Raw genomic sequence first — 12,847 nt, 5'->3', positions numbered from 1 at the left:
GACTTCACCCTCAACAGACCAAAGGGAGGGCTCCAAAGACCAAGAGGATTCCTCTACAGACCAATAAGAAAGTCTCAACAGACCGACAAGGAAACTTTAGCTGGCATAAGACCAACAGCTCAAAAGCTATACTTCGCAAATAATAAGTGCTGACAACTTATATCCTATTTAGCAACCCCATTATCAGCAACAACAGTAAAAGCCCCTTACAAGCCAAGGAAATGGCTGTGAGGGGCTTTTTGCGTATGCTTATGTCAATATACAATGGATAAATAAGCGCATGGGACTGCTTGCCATTGATCATGACGGACAGACAAGAGAAAGAGAAGAGAATATAGATGCGCAGAACCCAGTAGCAGACTATTTGCCGTTGCAGACAAGGCGGAGAATCGTCTTGTTGCGCTGCTCCCGCTTGGCATCCTGCTCTACACGGCTGTTGACATCGAGCTGCAAGATAGGTTCTGTCTCCTTGCCATTGACCGTAGGCCAGCTGACAAGTCCGAGTCCGTTGGGATTACCCGTCTTGATGAAGTTGGCGTAATAGTTGCTAAACTGATCTGATACCCAATAGTCTTCGGGTTGCCAGTCATAGACGCGGTTGGTGGGTAACGTGCCCATGGCGTACTCAATATCGGCCGAGTGTACAGCACCCTTATCCCGCGGCATGGTCGGTTGGCCATCTTTGGCATCCTGCACACCACCGGCGAGTCCGGGCACTTTACCTTTCAGGGCCATTGCCGGACGTGGATGGCAATAGCGATAGCGGTAGACGGGCTGTCCGCCTGTCTGTGCATGGAAATAGCCCCACTGCCATGTGGAGAAGTCGAGGAAGAGATCCGAGGCCAAGTCGATGCCGGGACGTCCCTTGAGGTCGGCTTGTGTCTCTATGCCATAGAGTGGGAAGATAGAGTCGGTGGCGGTTCCAAAGACTTGCTGCGCCATTGCCTTAGCCTGATCTACGGTGGCAACGAAGAGCGTCATCTCCTGGTTGTTGCCGCCCAAGAGCAGGGGCACATGAGCCTGACGCCCCTCTTGGAATGTGACGGAAGGCTGCTCGAGGAAGAAACGTCCGTCGATGCAGGGTGCAGGCATACTGCGGTAGTGTACCTTCTTCATCAGTTCCTCTGCACTCATGGCGCGCAGTGCCTTGAGGTTGCGGCATCCGGCCGCCTGCATCATCTTCTTTCCCTCTGCCTCAGCCTCTTTCAGTGTGGGCAACGGACGGAAGCCCAGGATGGAACCACTGGAACCAATGGCTTGGGCAAAGAGGTCTTTGCTCATCGGCGATGCCATCAGCGCGCTCACCGACACCGAGCCTGCCGACTCGCCCGCAATGGTGATGCGCTGGGGATCACCGCCAAAGGCAGCGATATTGTTTTTCACCCATTGTATGGCAGCCGCCTGGTCCATGAGACCATAGTTGCCGCTGCCTTTTCCGCCGCTTTCCTTGGAGAGTTCGGGAAGACTCAAAAAGCCGAAGATGCCCTCGCGGTAGTTGGCGGTGACGGCGATGACGCCCTTGCGTGCCATCGTCTGCCCGGCATAGCGCGGCTCACTGCCACTTCCGGCCAGCAGTCCGCCGCCATTGAAGTAGATCAGCACGGGCAGTTTCTCCTTCATCGTCTTGGCCGGTGTCCAAATATTCAGATAGAGACAGTCCTCGCTCATCTCCTTCGTACCGAAGTTCATGTCACCGAAGAGCGCCTCCTGCATGGGATTGGGGCCAAACTGCGTAGCCTTTCTCACACCCTGCCAGGCTGCCACGGGTTGTGGTTCACGCCAGCGTAGGTTGCCGACAGGCGGTGCGGCGAAGGGCACGCCCTTGAAGATCTTCACGCCCGAGGAATCTGTGCCAGCTAAGATACCCTCGGCAACGCGTACATTGACCACGTTTTGGCTGCTCAGACCTAAAGTCAGGAACAGCGAGGCAAGCGAGAGAAAGAATCTTTTGTTCATGATATATAACGACTTAGGATTGTTTCCACAAAATTACGAAATAGTTTTGGCTTCTCCAACAGATAGGAGAAAAATAGTAGTGAAGACTCTTTAAGCGATAAAAAGCAAGGAAAGATTACGAGTATTATTTCCCGTTTTCTTCAACGCGCCATCATTGAGATCATAAATACACCTATTTATTATAGCGGCGACGGAATAGAAACTGAAGCTTCCTTCCGTGCTACATAATATTGCTAAAAATATATGCAGCGTCCAAGTAATTGTCCACTGAATAACTACTCGCTATGGGCAATCTTATCGAGGCACCAAATAGAAAAGGTGAAAATAGCAAGACTAAGCACTATGGTAAGAGCCAGTGGAAAGTGTATCATTCTACATAATTCTGAAGTCGTAGCACTTCCATCCCCCCATCTGTCCAACATTGCACAATATATATTGTTTAACGCATGCAGGCAAAAGGTCGGCGTGACACTTCTGAACTTATAGTATAGCCACCCTAACAATAGGCCAAACGTAAATGCGCTTGCGACCTGTGAGGGGTTGATGTGCATGAGGCCAAAAAACAAAGAGGAGACAATAATGGCAAACCATGGACTTCTTCTCAGTTTTAATAACATCTCTTCGATATACTCTCTGAAGACGAGTTCTTCGGCAAGTGGGGCGAGCAAGCATGTCGACAAGAGCCCAAGTTTACTATAATCCAATACATAAAATACGTCGCGGTTTAAATCCACAAGATTTAAGAGATCGTTGATATAACTGTCAATGAACGTATAAGCAAAAGAAAGGGCAAGCATAGGGAGAATCAGGTTGAGCCGAAGCCTACGTTCTGCGCATTTCGCGACAAGAGTGTGCTTACCATATTTGTGAAAGAATATAACCAACATAACTGTCTCCGTAAAAAAACACTGAAATGGGAGCATTTGACTTCTATAGTTATCCCATACATTTAAGTCTGTATCAGAAAAAAGAAGCGACACCGAACTGATGAGGACACAAAGTAGTGGCGAAAGAAATTGAACCCAGACTAAGAATCCTATAAATACAAGACTGACCTTCTTTATAATGCGTCCTTCGAATCGATTTAATATTGGTCTTGCCATATTGCCTGTTTCCTAAAAGTTCCTTCTATATTTCATGTAGGAAATGAAATATAGAAGGAGGCATTATCTATCCTTTTACCATTCTTAGTCCTTGGGCTGCATAATACAAAATGGTCAATGCAAGATAAGTGGCATCGTATGCAAAAGACGTTTTAGCATTCGGTCTACCACCTTCGCATTCCTGCATTTCCTCATAAGAGAGGTCTTCTATGATTTTCATACATTCTCTTATTTAATGTTCTTTGACGAAGTCGCGAGCAGTGGTCTTAATATCTGACCAATTGTCAATGATGTAGCCCACCACGGCTGACCATCCAATTCTACGAAGCAGCCCACCTCCAGAATAGCTTTGCAGCTCTTTCTCAGTGAGTGGACAGAAAAATTCTCTGTTATTCATTTTATACTTAGATATGTTTATATGAAACAATGTTATACAAGTTGTCGACTTCTTGTGGTGCAAAGGTAAGAAGACATAAAATAAGTAGAGAATAATAGCACTAAAAATGTATGCTGCGTTCAAGAAATTCGGACGGAAGCACACTACTTACTTCAAAATAGCAATAACAGCACCTATAGCTCCACTACAGACACCGGTCCAAAAAGCACACTTAAAAGCAATAGTAAATCGCTGCCAAAAGATATTGTTCCTATTCATCTGTTGTCTTGTTGTTTTTCTTTGTTTTCTTTATTCATTTATATTTGGGGTGCGCTTCACGTTCCGCAATCGCAAGCAAGGGTGACGAACTCCATTGCGATAGAACTTATTATTTTATGTCGTGGTTTGATTGTGACGTTTTTGCTTTAGCTTTAGCGTATAGTATAGGGAGATGGCCACACCTATTAATATAGCGATGACGGAAGCTTCGGGGCCAAAGGTGCCGCCTGTCAGCCATGTCGGACCGACGAGACGTGACATGATAATGGGATGCTGGATAAACGCCCCGGAAACCGGACAGCCGAAAACGTATCCTTCAAGATAGTTCCAGGCCCAGTGCATCCCTATCGGTGCCCATAGCGATTGATGATAGACATAAGCTACTCCCAGCAGCCATCCTGACGTGACAGCTATGGCTAAGGCCGACCAGACGGTGGCTCCGTCATTGAAGATATGGGCAAAGCCAAAGATCACGGCAGAAAGGATCAAGGCCCAAGTCATGCCTATTCTGTCACAAAGCAGTCTGAAGGCGATTCCTCGGCAGATGATCTCCTCACCAATGCCGACGACGGCAAACAACAGCCAGCCGTAAAGTTGGTTCTGTATGTCGCAGTTGATCTTCTGCGGCTGATAGACGTTCAGGCAGTATAAGCTTGCCATGATTGTCCCAAAGAAAAGGAAGGATACTCCCCATCCTGTCAACAGTATCTTGACATCATGTTGCGGTGTGGTAAATATCTTGGCTTTGACTCTGGTATACAGCACGAGAAACTTCCTGAACGAAAGCAGCAGTACCCCGCAAGCAACCAACGCAATTGGAATCTTTGCATAGATGGTGTAATCCATCATCAAGATGGCTTCGAAGAAGCCCATGATGAACAGAAAGCAGACAATACCTATGAAGAAAAAACATATCCATTCATAGAAGTCCATCTTGTTTCTTTTGTTGTTCATGTACAGATATTAAATCTCGATCTTAATGATTACCATTGGACGAGGAGTGGGAAAGCTATTCCTGTCAAATTGCAGACGGCATGGGCGATGAAGCAATATCTCACATCATGGTATCTGATAAACAGATAGCATAGAGGTATTGCAAAGATAAACGTGTCTACTCTTAAGAAGGAGTCTCCAAGATGGGCACAGAAAAACAAGACGGAGCTACACAGAATGATAACAATAGGCTTAAAGCGACTTCTCTCCATCATGCTGACAAGCCATTTTCTGAACAGCATCTCCTCAGTGAACGGGCCTAACAAACCTGTTGCAACAACAGAAATGAGCAGTGGGGATAGTTTCGTAGTGGTAGAATGTGGGTAGGCGGCTTTGTTAAATTGGCAGATGAGATATATGGATAGTTGCCAAAGCAGGCCTAAAAGAACAGATATAAAGACAACTTTCATTTGTAGCCTCGACCGTTCTATCGCCCACAGGTTAAGTTTCTCAATTTTGTTTTCTACGGCTAACGCGACTAACAGAAAGGCTGAGCATGCCATCGCAATGTAGTCAGTCATCAATTGGGTAGCGGTCGCATCACCGTCGTTATTCAATAGAAGGCTCAAAAATGGTGCTGATACCAAAACAGAGCCCACAAGACATACCACCAAGAATATTGCGATTCTGCCAGCGCATCTTATTTTACTATAGTTCATGTTGCTCATTATCGTATTATATGAAACTTTCGGGAGTTTGTATCCCTTTACATGGGCGGCCCTTGTGACCGTCCGAGAACTACGTTGCCACTTCTATATTCCCAAAAACTTCACTCCTTTGGTTGCGGTATTGAGATACCTAAATATTTGGCAATTGGCAAGTCACCCTTAGCGACTGGTTGCTGTCATTTTGAGCAATTTTTCTTTTCTGCTTTGTCTGCAAAAATGCATGCGACGTTCAAGAAATTCGGATGGAAGCACTCTGCTTATTTCAAAATTGCAATAACAGCACCTATAGCTCCACTACAGACACCGGTCCAAAAAGCACACTTAAAAGCAATAGTAAATCGCTGCCAAAAGATATTGTTCCTATTCATTTTTCGTTTTGTTAAAAACAACATGTTAGATATAGAATAAATTCCGTATCTAACATGTATATATTATTTAGCGGATCTTACAGCTTTATAAGCTAAGTAAACGCATCCTGCCGCTACTCCTGCTCCAACTAATGCTCCACATGCTCCACCTGCAGCATAACCTAAGACGGCTAACCAAGGAAAGCCACCATCTATCGTTTTCAACTCTTCATCATTTAATTCTTCCATAGTGCAGAATTTAATTTTATGCATAATATTTTGCTACAGCAGCCCCTGCGCCAATACCTCCTGCCGCAGCTCCTACCTTCCAACCTCTCTCAAAACCCACTTTGAAATAGTCGAGGAAACCGAACAGCCATCCACCGTTGGCATCGACCATCTCCTGAACTGACATTTCTGTCATGTAGTTGCCTTTTGTTTTCATCTTAGTAATTATAAATTAATTTATTTTGATTATGTAAGTTGTCGACTTCTTACTTGTGCAAAGTTAAAGGGAAATGCTGACTCTTGCAAATATTATCTTGTAAATATTTGCTCTGTGCAAAATTGCTGCACGGAGCAACTAATTTAACAAATCCTTTTGAACATTGAGAACATCCTCCAATTATTTTTGTCTCTTCTTTGCCAAGAGCCTTTACATTTAACGATAGCATCATTTCGAACTTGTTAGTATAGCAAAATGTGTGCTTTGTCCTGCTGTAACTGATTTCAGCTCCCATATTTTTCAATTCTTGTAGCATGTAATACAGTTCTCTTCGCGAGACACAAAGAGTCGACGCAAATTCATCCGGGGAACCTGTTTGCTGACTGAATATCAACTTATGGATCTTGTGAATCCTTTTTAAATCTTCTATCACATACATGATTTCCTATCTTTTTAGTCGATTTCGTCGCTTTGGTTACTCCACAGGTTACGGTAGAGTTCCGAGGTCTCAATCAGTTCTTTATGAGAGCCCTCTGCGACCACCTTGCCTTTGGCCAACAGAATGATATGTTGTGCGTCCTTTATCGTGCTGAAACGGTGAGCGATAGAAATGATGGTCTTGCCCTGTAGTGACAGTTGGCGGATCATCTGTTTGACATATTTCTCAGACAGAGTGTCTAATGAAGATGTAGCTTCGTCAAAGACTATGATGTCCGGGTCTTTGTATAGTGCTCTTGCGATGGCTATACGCTGTCGCTCACCACCGGACAGCGATGCTCCGTGCTCTCCGATATAAGTATTGATGCCGTTGGGCAAGCCATTGATAAAGTCGGTAAGTCCAAGTTCTGCAATAAGGTCTGACACCTTGCGGACATCGGGGTTGAGGTCGCCGATTGCGATGTTCTCAAGCACAGTGCCTTGAAAGAGTTCTATCTGCTGTGGCACGGAGCCGACATGCTTTCTCAGACTCGTATTAGAGATTTGTGCCAAATCGTATCTGCCGATAAGAATGCGTCCTTCGTTAACAGGGTAGATGTGCTGGAGCAAAGATGCCAGCGTCGTCTTTCCGGAGCCACTCTCTCCAACGATGGCAGTAGTCTCTCCTCTATGAATGGTAAGATTCAGCTCATCGAACACGTCTTTGCGAGTACCATACCTAAACGCCACATGGTCAAAGACGATGTCGCCTATCATATCACTCTCTAGTTCTACCTTCCCGCTCTCGTCCTCTTCCTGCTCCAAATCCATAATCTGAAACAAACGGTCTGCGGCAATGTTGGCATCTTGCAGCTGCTGATTGGAAGATATAAGCGATTGCAGCGGACTTAGCACATACCCAATAATCGAATAGAACATCATCAACGTTCCGGGACTGATTTGCTTTTCGACGACAAAGCTGCTCCCCACCCACAATACGGCAATGGTGACAGCGGTAGACACGAAGTTCAGACCATTTGCTGTGGCTATGCCTCCATAAGCTGCAGAATATGTGTCATTGAGTAGTCGGACGAACCTATTCTCAGTTTTTAGATTCGCGAAATCTTCGAGACCAAAACGCTTGACTGTGACAATGGCGTTGAGTGACTCGACCAAATGTGACTCCAGATCAGCACTCTTCTCCATGATCTTCCGCATAAATCTTTTGTTCAGTCGGTTATATCCAACAAATATCAGTAAAAAGAACGGGGTCGCGCATAAAGTCACGAGTGCCAGCTTCCATGAGAATATCAGCATGACAGCAAGGGTGACGATGAGGATCATCACGTTGACGACCACATTTAGAAACACGTCATTGATAAAAGTCCGTATCTTCACAGCATCGTTTACGCGTGAGATGATTTCACCGACACGCATGGTGTCGAAGAACTGCTGGGGAAGTTTTAGAATATGCTTGTAATATCCGAGGATGAGTGAAGCGTCAATACACTGTCCCGTCTTCAAAGCCAATATGCTTTTTGTCGCCCCAATGAATGTTTGAAGAATGAGGATGACGATCATCGCCAGACTCATCATACGGAGCAAATTCATATTGCCGTCAACAAGGACATAATCGGTAATCTTGCCCACATAAACAGATGTAGATAATCCGAGAATACTACAGGTAAGCGCTCCAAAGAAAGCCTCTGTCATTACCCTGCGGTGAGGGGTGAGCAGAGAGATGAATTTAGAAAAGTTGCTCGTTGCCTCCCTCCCCACATGAAAAGTATGATTGGGTTGCATGAGCACAAGTATGCCAGTCCACATCTCCTTGAAATCATCTATGCTTTTCTTATGCATCGCGCCATCTGCCGGATCCATGTAAACGACATGTTTGTCATTCACCTGATAGATGACAATAAAGTGAAGAAGCACTTTGTTAACCACAACATGTGCGATTGCAGGAAGAGGAATCATCTGCAGAGCCTCTAACTTTGCCTTTACACCTTTGGCACTAAGTCCCAATTTCTCAGCAGCTTTGATAAGTCCAAGGATATTCGTTCCTTTCTTGTCGGTATAAGCATACTGGCGTATTCTTGCAACAGAGTATAGGAGTCCATAATATGCACATATAGACGCAATGGATGCGGCACCGCAATCAGTAATATCCTGCTGCTTGATTTTTATATGTGAGTTCATAACGTGTCTTCTTACTTCGCGTTCTTACTTGGATATTGTGTTGGATTCACCCAACTGTCCATTGATTGGTATAGCAGGTCAAACAAAGATTTCTTTGTAACCATAAAGCGAACGACAGCTGTCATTCCTTTTTTGATGTACCCCCGTTGGTGAGTTCTATCATCTGTAAGATAATTCTTGTCTAATCTTACGCGGACTTTGAATAGATAATTATTACTTGAGTCAACAACATAATCAGACGAGACACTTTCCACCTTGCCTTCCAACATACCCCATTCATTATAGTTGAGCGCATCGATTTGAATCTTTGCTGTCATATTCGGTCTGATGAATGCTATATCTTTCGGTTTCACAAAAGCCTCAACATAGAGAGGAGCCTTTGGACTGATGACAGCAAGGCTTGTACCTGCTTGGACAGGTATGCCCGGATAGATGCCACTAAAGTTTTCGACAGTTCCAGAAACCGGTGCCCTCAAAATGAGCATATGCTTATCACTGACGTCTCCTTCTATATTTGAATGCGTCTCACGAATCTGCTGGTGTAGATTGTTCAAGTCTGTTTCCCACGTTGCATGTTTGTTTTCTACCAGTGTTTTCAGTTCATTCTGTTTATCAAGGTATTGGTAGTAATATTTTTCGTACTCCTCTTCACTTATCAGTTTGTCGTCATACAGTGCTTTATTGCGTAACCACTCTGTTTTTAAGTGTCGTATATCAGTCTTCATCTGTGCGCATTGAGCTACCATGCTGTAATATTCCTGTTCGCGATTAGAGGATTTAAATGTCTGCGGACAACTGCCTTTGACAAGAAACTCAAGATCATGGCATTGGCTCAGGAAATCATTCTGTTGTGATCTCTGATAGTTAATCTTCACATCAGTATTGTCAGTTCTGAATTTTAGGATCGGCTGCCCTTTAACGACAGCATCACCCTCTTTGACATAGACTTCATCCACAATTTCTGTAACAGGGGCAATGATGGTACTCCTTTCGGTCTTGGGTCTGACATTTCCTGTCCCTTCAACAGAAACATCGACATAAATAAACGGCAAAAGCACTATACATGTCATTACGAAAACAATAGCGACGGCGTAAATGATATTAGATTTAGCTTTACGTCTTGAAAGATAGTTTTCAAGCGTGTCGTTAATCCATTCACTTGGAAGTATTTGAGCATTATCCACTGTATCGTTATTTATTTATGTTGACTTCTATATCTATGTCAAAGCTATTCCCATAATAGTAGCTGCCTCGATACTTGTCATATTTGATTTCTGCTCCGATCTCTCGTAGCATCTCAAGGTCATTGTATAGTTGCCGCCTACTGATATTTAAACGTTGGGAAAACTCATCGGGATTACCTGTCGCTTTCATGGTTATCAGGTCATTCATTCGATTGATCCGTTCCAAATATTTAAAAAGCAATTGCATAATATGGATTATATTTCTCTTGGATTTTTGTATAACTTAAGCAAATAGCACTGGTAGTAGTAATCAAAAAGTGCTTGCAAGCGGCTACTCTCCGCCTCCAGCAATTTTACTTTGCTGTCATCAAATTCAAACAATGTGGCCTTTCCGCATTCATACTTCTTCGTCGTAAGCTTGAATGATTCTTGGTTGCTATTTACTGCAGCAGTGTAACTTGTAATTTTTGCATAGGCATTCATTGCGTGAGCATGAATTTGCGTGATTTTATGATAAAGATCGTTTTTTGCTTTCTTGAGGAGAATTTCATTTTTGTCTTTTTCTATACGTGCTTGCCGTATGCTGTTACGAGTCTCGAAGCGATTGAACAGTGGAATGGTAAGTTGCAACTGTATTTCCTGACAAAAGTTGTTCCTTAGTTGGTTGCCAAAAGATCTGTTGTCTATGCCGTTGGTCTTATAGTAATTTGTCCCAATTCCCCCTACCAATGACAATTGAGGATAGAGTGCAGAGCGGCACATCTTTATTTTGTCTTCGGAACAGGATATGGAGGCTTTCTGCGACTGTATTGTTGGGTAATTGTTGATAGCCTCAGCTAAAATGGCATCTATATTGTCTGGCATCATTAGACATAGGTCATCCTCTTTCGGCTTAGCGATGGAAAAGTCCTTAGGTACCTCTAAATCCATTAACTGGCAGAGGCTAAGTTCGTCCGTAGAGAGTTGATTCTTTTTCTCGGAGACGTTCGCCATACTACTTTGCAGAGTAGCGTGTTGTTGGACAACATCCACATAACTGATTTTGCCATGCTTCAGAAGGCCTTGCAACCGTAAGGTCTGTAATGAATCTATTGAAACTTGACGCTCAGATATTTCTAAAAGCTGCATGTCCATAAGAACCTGCAAATATGCTTCGGCGACATTCATGATGAGCGTCATCTTGGCATCGGATAGGTTATGTTCTTCGACAAGGACTAGATCCCTAGTCATTCTCTTTTTGTATCGAGAACAGAATCCGTCAAATAGATTCATTTTGCCTGTAAGCGAAACGGATGTCTGCCCTGTACTAGTATTGGTATATGTGTTTTCGTACGTCAAGCTTCTGCCAAATGTATATTGTTGTGAAGCCGATGCTGATATTTGTGGAAGCCACGAATTACGTTCTGTGTTCAAATCAACATTCTTGCTTTTCACCGACAGCTCTAGCATACGCACTTCTGGGCTATGCTGCAGAGCATAGTCCACACATTCTTCTAATGTCCATTTGTGTGCAGGAGGCATGGCTGAACCAGAAAAACAGCAAAAGAACATTACCATAGAAATAATAAAGATTTTTAATCTTAATTTATTGAAGAACATGATTAATTATTACGTAGTGGAGACAGACTGTCGCATTAACAATCCTTATTTAGGATCGTCAATACAACAAGTCTAACTAAAGAGATAATGTACAAAGAATTATGAAAGATACAGAGATACTATCCGAATTCAAATCATTCTACGCATCAAACTGCCCGACATAGGTTGCATTACGCAAAACTACATCCAGTGTGTAGCCGCCTTCATCAAGGGTTCCTAAGTCCAAATAAACGGAACCGCCATTAACTACAGAGTTCATCGTGTATCCTACAACATTTCCCCGCGAATCGCTTACGTAAACTTGAACGTTACCTGTATAGCCTGTAACATCTAACGTTATTTTGCCATCTTCGTAGTCTGCTGAGACTCGTGTAAAAGATGGCACTCTTGCTCTTCTGTGTTGAAAAGCATACTCTCTTTGCTTAAATGAAATGTGTCTTGGATAGGCAAACGACATGCCAAAAACAGATAAGAGAATTAAGATAATTGTTTTCTTCATTTTTTCTATCATTATTTTTTTCGGCTGCAAAGTTAAGCCGATTTTATGGTAAAAACAAGAAAATATTGTCTAATTCTTCCTTGGGGGCAAAAGTCTATAAATCGCTATAATATAGATATTTGTATCCACATATGTAGTTATACATTATCTAAAACATACATTTTAGCCTTCAAAAGTCTTCTATAAACTTTCTTGCAGACATATTCTTGCCATCAATTCCAATTTTCTTTTTTACTAGAAAGAGATTCTGTCTTATTGATTTTTCCTCTATATTATAGATGGCAGACATAGATGCATTTGAAAGGCCCAATCTCAACAACATCAATAGATGCACATCTTTGGTCGCAAGATCTGGAAATGTTTGACGCAGTCTTATAGTGAAATTCCCGTCTGCATTATTAAGAAATATCTCGATTTCTTCCCAATCTTCATCAGAAAGAACTATTTTCTCTCTACTATTTGATTTTAATGATTCCAACTTATTAACGATATCTACTTTCCGTAGGAGAAAATCGCGCATCGTTTTTATTTGAATTTCTTTGTTTCTCATTTCTATTGCATATTTCATTCTTTCATTCTCTGCTTTTTCCAAGGCCTTCTTTTTCTTCTGGATATATACATAAAAAAGACATGTTATTATTATTATTGAAAATGATGTAATCAGCAAATTTTCATGCAACATTTTTAAGAAAAATAACATATAGCATTCTTCGGCAATTAAGATGTAGCATTATTGATGCGTTTTGGCAATTAAGATGGCGCAGTACCAAGGTTTCCCTTGG

Annotated in this window: 14 protein-coding genes; all 14 read right to left on the bottom strand. The window is 42.9% G+C overall.

What is annotated here, in order from left to right:
• Positions 1–360: 360 nt before the first annotated feature.
• On the bottom strand, positions 361–1,956 hold the full coding sequence (locus tag FYJ73_RS06330) for a carboxylesterase/lipase family protein (RefSeq protein WP_154533870.1): 1,596 nt from the start codon (positions 1,954–1,956) through the stop codon (positions 361–363).
• Between the two features lie 275 nt (positions 1,957–2,231).
• Positions 2,232–2,753, bottom strand: a complete 522-nt coding sequence (locus tag FYJ73_RS16305; RefSeq protein ID WP_419471134.1) for a CPBP family intramembrane glutamic endopeptidase — start codon at positions 2,751–2,753, stop codon at positions 2,232–2,234.
• 373 nt (positions 2,754–3,126) lie between these two features.
• The gene (locus FYJ73_RS06320; RefSeq protein ID WP_154533868.1) at positions 3,127–3,279 is read right to left on the bottom strand and encodes a hypothetical protein; all 153 of its coding nucleotides are present in this window, start codon (positions 3,277–3,279) and stop codon (positions 3,127–3,129) included.
• Between the two features lie 12 nt (positions 3,280–3,291).
• Complete coding sequence (locus tag FYJ73_RS06315) at positions 3,292–3,456, bottom strand: hypothetical protein (protein WP_154533867.1); 165 nt, start codon at positions 3,454–3,456, stop codon at positions 3,292–3,294.
• 372 nt (positions 3,457–3,828) lie between these two features.
• On the bottom strand, positions 3,829–4,668 hold the full coding sequence (locus tag FYJ73_RS06310; protein WP_154533866.1) for a CPBP family intramembrane glutamic endopeptidase: 840 nt from the start codon (positions 4,666–4,668) through the stop codon (positions 3,829–3,831).
• Positions 4,669–4,697: 29 nt separating this feature from the next.
• Entirely contained in the window at positions 4,698–5,117 is a 420-nt protein-coding gene (locus tag FYJ73_RS16300; RefSeq protein WP_419471133.1) for a CPBP family intramembrane glutamic endopeptidase, read from the bottom strand.
• A gap of 689 nt (positions 5,118–5,806) precedes the next feature.
• A complete protein-coding gene (locus FYJ73_RS06300; protein WP_206081715.1) occupies positions 5,807–5,971 on the bottom strand; it encodes a class IIb bacteriocin, lactobin A/cerein 7B family in 165 nt (54 codons plus the stop codon).
• 16 nt (positions 5,972–5,987) lie between these two features.
• A complete protein-coding gene (locus FYJ73_RS06295) occupies positions 5,988–6,146 on the bottom strand; it encodes a hypothetical protein (protein ID WP_154533863.1) in 159 nt (52 codons plus the stop codon).
• 474 nt (positions 6,147–6,620) lie between these two features.
• Positions 6,621–8,783 (bottom strand): peptidase domain-containing ABC transporter, encoded by a 2,163-nt coding sequence (locus tag FYJ73_RS06290; RefSeq protein WP_154533862.1) that lies wholly within the window; start codon positions 8,781–8,783, stop codon positions 6,621–6,623.
• Positions 8,784–8,794: 11 nt separating this feature from the next.
• On the bottom strand, positions 8,795–9,967 hold the full coding sequence (locus tag FYJ73_RS06285) for a beta-barrel domain-containing protein (protein ID WP_154533861.1): 1,173 nt from the start codon (positions 9,965–9,967) through the stop codon (positions 8,795–8,797).
• 7 nt (positions 9,968–9,974) lie between these two features.
• The gene (locus tag FYJ73_RS16295; RefSeq protein WP_206081714.1) at positions 9,975–10,157 is read right to left on the bottom strand and encodes an HTH domain-containing protein; all 183 of its coding nucleotides are present in this window, start codon (positions 10,155–10,157) and stop codon (positions 9,975–9,977) included.
• A 65-nt stretch (positions 10,158–10,222) separates the two neighbouring features.
• The gene (locus tag FYJ73_RS06275) at positions 10,223–11,566 is read right to left on the bottom strand and encodes a TolC family protein (protein ID WP_154533859.1); all 1,344 of its coding nucleotides are present in this window, start codon (positions 11,564–11,566) and stop codon (positions 10,223–10,225) included.
• 139 nt (positions 11,567–11,705) lie between these two features.
• A complete protein-coding gene (locus tag FYJ73_RS06270; RefSeq protein ID WP_154533858.1) occupies positions 11,706–12,077 on the bottom strand; it encodes a DUF3244 domain-containing protein in 372 nt (123 codons plus the stop codon).
• Positions 12,078–12,234: 157 nt separating this feature from the next.
• A complete protein-coding gene (locus FYJ73_RS06265; protein ID WP_154533857.1) occupies positions 12,235–12,657 on the bottom strand; it encodes a hypothetical protein in 423 nt (140 codons plus the stop codon).
• Between the last annotated feature and the right edge of the window lie 190 nt (positions 12,658–12,847).

Origin of the sequence: Hallella mizrahii, assembly GCF_009695775.1 — a bacterium.
In the GTDB taxonomy this organism is placed as follows: domain Bacteria; phylum Bacteroidota; class Bacteroidia; order Bacteroidales; family Bacteroidaceae; genus Prevotella; species Prevotella mizrahii.
This window is presented reverse-complemented; position numbering and strand designations above follow the sequence as displayed.

What these genes read in the sequence shown, in the direction of transcription:
- FYJ73_RS06330 (WP_154533870.1), bottom strand. Translation starts at nt 1,956, where the DNA reads ATGAACAAAAGATTCTTTCTCTCGCTTGCCTCGCTGTTCCTGACTTTA.
- FYJ73_RS16305 (WP_419471134.1), bottom strand. Translation starts at nt 2,753, where the DNA reads ATGCTTGCCCTTTCTTTTGCTTATACGTTCATTGACAGTTATATCAAC.
- FYJ73_RS06320 (WP_154533868.1), bottom strand. Translation starts at nt 3,279, where the DNA reads ATGAAAATCATAGAAGACCTCTCTTATGAGGAAATGCAGGAATGCGAA.
- FYJ73_RS06315 (WP_154533867.1), bottom strand. Translation starts at nt 3,456, where the DNA reads ATGAATAACAGAGAATTTTTCTGTCCACTCACTGAGAAAGAGCTGCAA.
- FYJ73_RS06310 (WP_154533866.1), bottom strand. Translation starts at nt 4,668, where the DNA reads ATGAACAACAAAAGAAACAAGATGGACTTCTATGAATGGATATGTTTT.
- FYJ73_RS16300 (WP_419471133.1), bottom strand. Translation starts at nt 5,117, where the DNA reads ATGAAAGTTGTCTTTATATCTGTTCTTTTAGGCCTGCTTTGGCAACTA.
- FYJ73_RS06300 (WP_206081715.1), bottom strand. Translation starts at nt 5,971, where the DNA reads ATGGAAGAATTAAATGATGAAGAGTTGAAAACGATAGATGGTGGCTTT.
- FYJ73_RS06295 (WP_154533863.1), bottom strand. Translation starts at nt 6,146, where the DNA reads ATGACAGAAATGTCAGTTCAGGAGATGGTCGATGCCAACGGTGGATGG.
- FYJ73_RS06290 (WP_154533862.1), bottom strand. Translation starts at nt 8,783, where the DNA reads ATGAACTCACATATAAAAATCAAGCAGCAGGATATTACTGATTGCGGT.
- FYJ73_RS16295 (WP_206081714.1), bottom strand. Translation starts at nt 10,157, where the DNA reads ATGAAAGCGACAGGTAATCCCGATGAGTTTTCCCAACGTTTAAATATC.
- FYJ73_RS06275 (WP_154533859.1), bottom strand. Translation starts at nt 11,566, where the DNA reads ATGTTCTTCAATAAATTAAGATTAAAAATCTTTATTATTTCTATGGTA.
- FYJ73_RS06270 (WP_154533858.1), bottom strand. Translation starts at nt 12,077, where the DNA reads ATGATAGAAAAAATGAAGAAAACAATTATCTTAATTCTCTTATCTGTT.